Origin of the sequence: uncultured Acetatifactor sp., assembly GCF_948601915.1 — a bacterium.
GTDB lineage: Bacteria > Bacillota > Clostridia > Lachnospirales > Lachnospiraceae > Acetatifactor.
This window is the reverse complement of record NZ_CAPDXS010000224.1, coordinates 1-5,405: the sequence shown is the minus strand read 5'-3', so window position 1 is coordinate 5,405 and position 5,405 is coordinate 1. Positions and strand designations below refer to the sequence as shown.

Annotated in this window: 4 protein-coding genes and 2 pseudogenes; 2 read left to right on the top strand and 4 right to left on the bottom strand. The window is 53.2% G+C overall.

Features of this window, described 5'->3' with window-relative positions; genetic code table 11:
- Together Q2B33_RS24360 and Q2B33_RS24355 are read right to left on the bottom strand one after the other, a co-directional pair.
- Positions 1–997 (bottom strand): annotated as a pseudogene (locus Q2B33_RS24360) (hypothetical protein); the annotation flags it as partial.
- A pseudogene (locus tag Q2B33_RS24355) lies at positions 961–1,449 on the bottom strand (hypothetical protein). The pseudogenes Q2B33_RS24360 and Q2B33_RS24355, both read right to left, overlap by 37 nt.
- 548 nt (positions 1,450–1,997) lie before the next feature.
- On the opposite strand from Q2B33_RS24355, the gene Q2B33_RS23095 reads away from it, so the two are divergent.
- Positions 1,998–2,636 (top strand): DUF6088 family protein, encoded by a 639-nt coding sequence (locus Q2B33_RS23095; RefSeq protein WP_300571263.1) that lies wholly within the window; start codon positions 1,998–2,000, stop codon positions 2,634–2,636.
- Between the two features lie 105 nt (positions 2,637–2,741).
- The gene (locus tag Q2B33_RS23090; protein ID WP_300816119.1) at positions 2,742–3,620 is read left to right on the top strand and encodes a nucleotidyl transferase AbiEii/AbiGii toxin family protein; all 879 of its coding nucleotides are present in this window, start codon (positions 2,742–2,744) and stop codon (positions 3,618–3,620) included.
- A gap of 305 nt (positions 3,621–3,925) precedes the next feature.
- On the opposite strand, the gene Q2B33_RS23085 is transcribed toward Q2B33_RS23090, so the two are convergent.
- Both Q2B33_RS23085 and Q2B33_RS23080 read right to left on the bottom strand, forming a co-directional pair.
- Positions 3,926–4,669 (bottom strand): hypothetical protein, encoded by a 744-nt coding sequence (locus Q2B33_RS23085; protein WP_300571267.1) that lies wholly within the window; start codon positions 4,667–4,669, stop codon positions 3,926–3,928.
- A 69-nt stretch (positions 4,670–4,738) separates the two neighbouring features.
- A complete protein-coding gene (locus Q2B33_RS23080; RefSeq protein WP_300571269.1) occupies positions 4,739–5,293 on the bottom strand; it encodes a hypothetical protein in 555 nt (184 codons plus the stop codon).
- Positions 5,294–5,405 lie beyond the last annotated feature (112 nt).

The window sequence follows — 5,405 nt, the reverse complement described above, 5'->3', positions numbered from 1 at the left end:
TTTTCTTCCCGCTGGACATCTCCAGGCTCTTCTGCAGGGCTTCCATCAGGTCGATTACGTTGCCCGACTCGCTGTTATCTGCGGTGACGATCTCCTTCCCCTGGATCTTTTTCATAATCGCATCCCGCAGCCTTGCCTGGTACTCATCCTTGAAATCCTCCGGGACAAAAGGCTTGGTCATGCTGTCAACCAGCATCTTTGCCATATCCAGCTCATTCCTGTCCAGCGTGACTTTGGGCACCTGCTTCGGGACGGCCGCAATCTCATCGTGGTAGAACAGCGTCTTGACGATCATGCCTTCCTTGGAGACCAGGATGCGGCACCCGGGATGCAGCTCCAGACCTTTGATGAAGGTCAGGTTATGGAGGCTCGCCCTGGATACTTCACAGCCATCGATCTCCACTGTGTCGAACACTGCAACCGGCGCTATCTCGCCGCTGCGGCCTGTCTGCCATTCAATGGTACGGAATACCGTCTCATAGGTGTCGTCCTCAAATTTGAACGCGATGCCATCGTTGTAATGGTGCCCAGTCCTGCCCAGGCCTGCGGAGTAGGAGAAGCTGTCGAAGCGCAGCACCATCCCGTCGATGGGGATGTCAAAGTCTGCACCGCAGACTTTAGAGTCCGCAAGCTCTGTCATTTTCTGGATCTTCGATTCGATGTGGTCTGCCTTTGCATCTGGAGGGATATATACTGCGGGACATACCTCGAAGCCGAACTCAGCCAGGATGGACAGCAGGCTGTTACGACTGTCCCGCGAGTCCTCGAACTCGGCCAGGCCCTCAAGCACATTGAAGGCACAGAAGCTGACCTCCCGCTCCCTGCAGGCCGCTGCGTCCAGGCTCCGGATGGAGCCGGAGGCCAGGTTCCTTGCGTTGCGGTAGGGCTTCCCGTCGCTCCCGGTGAGCCTATCCTTCAGGCGCTCGAAGTCGCTCTTGTGGATGAACCCCTCGCCGGTTATTACAAGGCGCTCTTTGTAGGGGATGGACAGCGGCACGTTCCGGAAGGCAGCGATGTTGTGGGTGACATTCTCCCCCCCTCCTCGCCGTCCCCTCTGGTAGAGGCTTCCGCAAGCCTCCCGTCTTCGTAGACGAGCTTCACGGTCAGGCCGTCCAGCTTCAGCATGAGCAGCGCCGCATGGCCCTTCAGGAAGGAAGCCAGGTCGCTTACCGCCTTGGTCTTGGCCAGAGAGAGCAGCGGGATGTTATGCCGCACCTTCTCCAGGCTGCTGACGGCCTTATAGCCTACGGTCTGGGTGGGGGAGTTGCTTAAGATGATGCCGGTGTCCTTCTCCCATGTGCTTTACCTTAGCACATTGAGTTCCAGCTCGTCGTAAAGGCGGTCATAGACCGCATCGGAAACGCTGGGCGCATCCTGGTTGTAGTATTCGTGGCGGTACTGGTTGAGCCTGTCCACCAGTTCATGGATCCGTTCTGTTGCCTGTGACATTCTTTTTTCCTCTTTTCTTTTTGATTTTGCCAGTGAATCTGTGTGTTCCTGCTTCCGGCCTCCTTTCCTGCACCGTCTGCTGTCTTGCTGCCGCGGTATCCGCCGAATGGGGATGTAGATATTCCCGTCCGGCTCATTGCCTGCACAAAAAAAGCAGGAGATGATGGCGGCCTGGGCTGCCGAATCATTCCTGCCTGCGTGCAGACACTGCATGACTGCCTGTAAGATTGCTCCCTACAGGCATAAAAAGAGCCAGAAGGCATAAAGTGTCCCGCACTTTATACTTCCTGACTCCGTACAAACTTAAACAGCGTGTGCTTATCGTCCTGGAACTGCACAAAAATCAATAACAAGTTCATGATGCCACAATATATAGATTTAGTCAAATAGAAAATTCTATATATTGTGCATCGGACAAATAAATGGTAACTGTGGTTATGACATCATGCAACTGTTTTCCATTTCTTTCTGTTGACAGAATTTCGGATTTTGGATATACTAACAATAAGTAAATGATAAATTTACAAACCGAAAGGAAGTGGGGGTCTATGCTGTATGAGTATCTGAAAGGGAATTATGAACTGGGGGAACCGATTTTTTCAGGGGATATTTCCATCCCCGGATTATCGGAAGAGAACCTCCGGTATCATTTAAAGAGACTCACCGATGACGGCATCCTGTGCCGGTTTGAAGCAGGGATATATTACTTCCCCAGAACGGATATCTTCGGGGAACGGATGGCCTTGACGGCGGATACGGTTGCACTCCATAAATATGTCAGGCGCAGGGGGAGAAGGGTAGGGTACTATTCGGGATATACCTTAGCAAACCGTATGGGGCTGTCCACGCAGGTGCCGCTTACGGAGGAGATTACTAGCAACTTTGCACCGGCGCAGATTCGGGAGCTGGCCATAAAGAACCGGAAGTACATCCTGCGGCGTCCAGTGGTGGAGGTCACGGATGAAAACGTGGCTGTCCTGCAGTTCCTGGACTGCCTGAAGGACCTGGAGAAGTGTGCGGAAGAGGAACCGGAGGCCTGCGGGCGTATCCTCACGGGCTACGCCAGGGAGCATGCCCTTACCAGAGCAGTGGTTGATAGGTTCCTTGCTAAGTATCCGCTGAAAATATACAAGGCAATCTATGAGACGGGTATCGATTTCGGGACCATTGATGCGGACAGGGGGTAAAAGTATGGAAGTAAAACTTCCATACTATTGATTGGTATGCCCGCTGAAGCGGGCAGAGGGGGTATAGAAATGTATCTGCACAAGGATAGGGAAATATTTAAGGATATGGTCGGACAGGCATCTGACAGCAGCGGGAGGACGCCGGCTGTAGTGGAGAAGGACTATTATGTGACACTGATCCTGAAGCTGCTCTCAGAACAGCTGGACCAGTGTGTATTCAAAGGAGGGACATCGCTGTCGAAAGGCTTCCATGTGATAGACCGTTTTTCGGAAGATATCGACATCACGTTCAAGGAACATATTGGGGAGAGCAGGAGGAAGAAGCTGAAGAATGTTGTCCTGAAGGGGATTAGCGAAGAACTGGGGATGTCGGTCGCAAACTGGGAGGAAACGCAGAGCGACAGGGACTACAATGCCTACCTGTTCTCCTATGAATCGGTGTTCGGCCTTCAGGATGACAGGCTGCCACAGTATGTAAAGCTGGAGACTGCCCTGGGTTCTTATTCTTTCCCTACGCAGGAGGTTGAGATACGCAATTATATCGGGGACTATCTGGAAGGGCGCGGGAGGGCAGATTTAGCGGAACGGTTCTCTCTAGGAAAGTTCTCCATGAACCTGCAGTCCCTGGAACGGACCTATATAGATAAGGTCTTTGCCCTGTGCGACTATTACCTTCAGGGAAGGTCAAAGCGTTGCTCGCGTCATCTGTACGATATCTATAAGCTGACCCCATTGATAAGGTTTGATGATGGGTTTGCTTCATTGATAGGAGAAGTGAGGGACCATCGTGCCAGGATGCCGATATGCCTTTCAGCGGAGGCCACAGTTGATGTCCCGGCGGTGATTATGGAATTTTGTGACAATGCATTTTACAGGGAGGACTATCAGGCTGTTACGAGCTACTTTGCAGCAGATGCTGTGCCCTACGATGAAGCGATAGGGCAGATGCGTGCGCTTGCTGCTGGGAATCTGTTTATAAGATAGACGGGAATGAAAAGGGGAGACACAGCATTGTGCTGCATCTCCCCGGTTGCTTCTAAGGCGGGCATTGCCCGTTCCGATCTTCTTCGGGCACCATGCCGGGGCGGTCCTGACAGGGACTTCCTCCGAATACCTTTCCCCGAATCCGATGAATCCGGGCATCTTGCGCATGTTCTTCCGGGAAAAGTAATCCTGGATGTAGCGCTGGTCCGGATGGGTGCAGGTGAATTCTGTCCTGGTGTTCCCCACAGGGCGGAATCCGCTGCAGTGGCTGCACTCGGAGCAGCTTATGGCCTGTTCCTTCTCTTTCATGCTGCGCCCTCCTTTCCGGGCAGCCGCCTCAGGTTCTCTATGTGGCCTTTGACAAAGATGTGGAAGCTGTCGTCCAGAGGCGTCTGCCCTTTTTCCTCCATCAGTTCCATGGCCTCTCTCTGCAGCCGGTACCATTCACCATGGGTTACCTTTTCCTTATTGCATACAAGGAAGGCCACGATGGATGCCGGATACTGGAATTCATGCAGCCGGAGGCTTTCGGCATAGCCCTGCGCTGCGTCCTGCCCGTCAAAGATGTCATGGTACATCCTTTGTACCACCGGGACGCCTTTGGATGGGGCGAGGAAATCCTCCGTCACGATGTAGCCGAGCTGGCTGTCCGGGATGTCCTCGATGTAATAGGCTGTGGTGTAGGATACCTGCCCGAAAGCATACTCCTGTGTCAGCGTCAGCTTTTCGCCGTCAAAGGCAGCTTCAGATTCATAACAGGCCCCTCCGTCATCCTCATAAATGACACAGTCCTGATAGGACACGTTCCCCATGCTGTCCTTTTCCTCAGACTTGACCATGAAGCGGAAACAGGTCTTTTCGGAGAGGGCCTGCAGGACTTTTTCCCGGATATCCTCCACATAGGGGAAGTTTTTGGCGATGTCCTCGGCGATGGCTTCCGGGATCTTGTCCTTTTCAATATTGTAGGAGCCGTTGCTCTTCAGCTGTTCGTGTATGGTGCGGGAGTCATGCCAGTCGATGCCCCCGTAGGTCGATGCTGTGATATACATGGAATCCTCCTCTGTGTTATTTACCATTTATATTTGTGGTGCCGGGCCTGCAGATTCTACGGGCCGTCCTCATACATAGGATGCCTGGTGGAATGCTGCAGCATCCCTCCGGGCCACGGCGGACTGGTGGTAGTCAAGCTCGTTGATCACGGCCTCGATTGTGTCGAATGCGGCCGACAGCTCCAGATAGCGGGTGACGAATGCGGTGACCTCCGTGAAGAGCACTGTCTGCTGGCGCTTGGTCAGCCGTCCCAGGGCGGAGATCCGTTTCTTCTTTTCTTCCCACTCGTCCGCACAGAAGATGTTCTCGTTCTCCAAAAGCTCCGTCATGTCGGTGTCATAGAGCATGGCCGCCGCCGTGTTGAACCATGCGATGGCCGTCTGGTCGCTGTCGTCCTCGTCGCTGAAGGCGATCCTTTTATAGGGCATCTCCCTGTAGAGATGGCTCTTCAGGGTGTCCAGCTCTATGTACATGTCGGAGGCCGCGATGCTCAGCTCGTTGATCTGCTCATAGTAGTAGCCCCAGTAGGGGCTGCCCTTTTCGTTCCCGTTGTAGCAGTAGTCCATCATCCTGTCCAGTCCATCGGTAATGGACCACAGGTCCAGTTTTTTGTATAATGCCATCAGATAATCCTCCTCGTTCTTTCATATGCTATGTTTGCGTGTACAGGTGATTCGGCTGTCCTTCTGTACGCTCCATTCTGTATAGAAGCCGTCCCGGTATATCCTGCGGCTG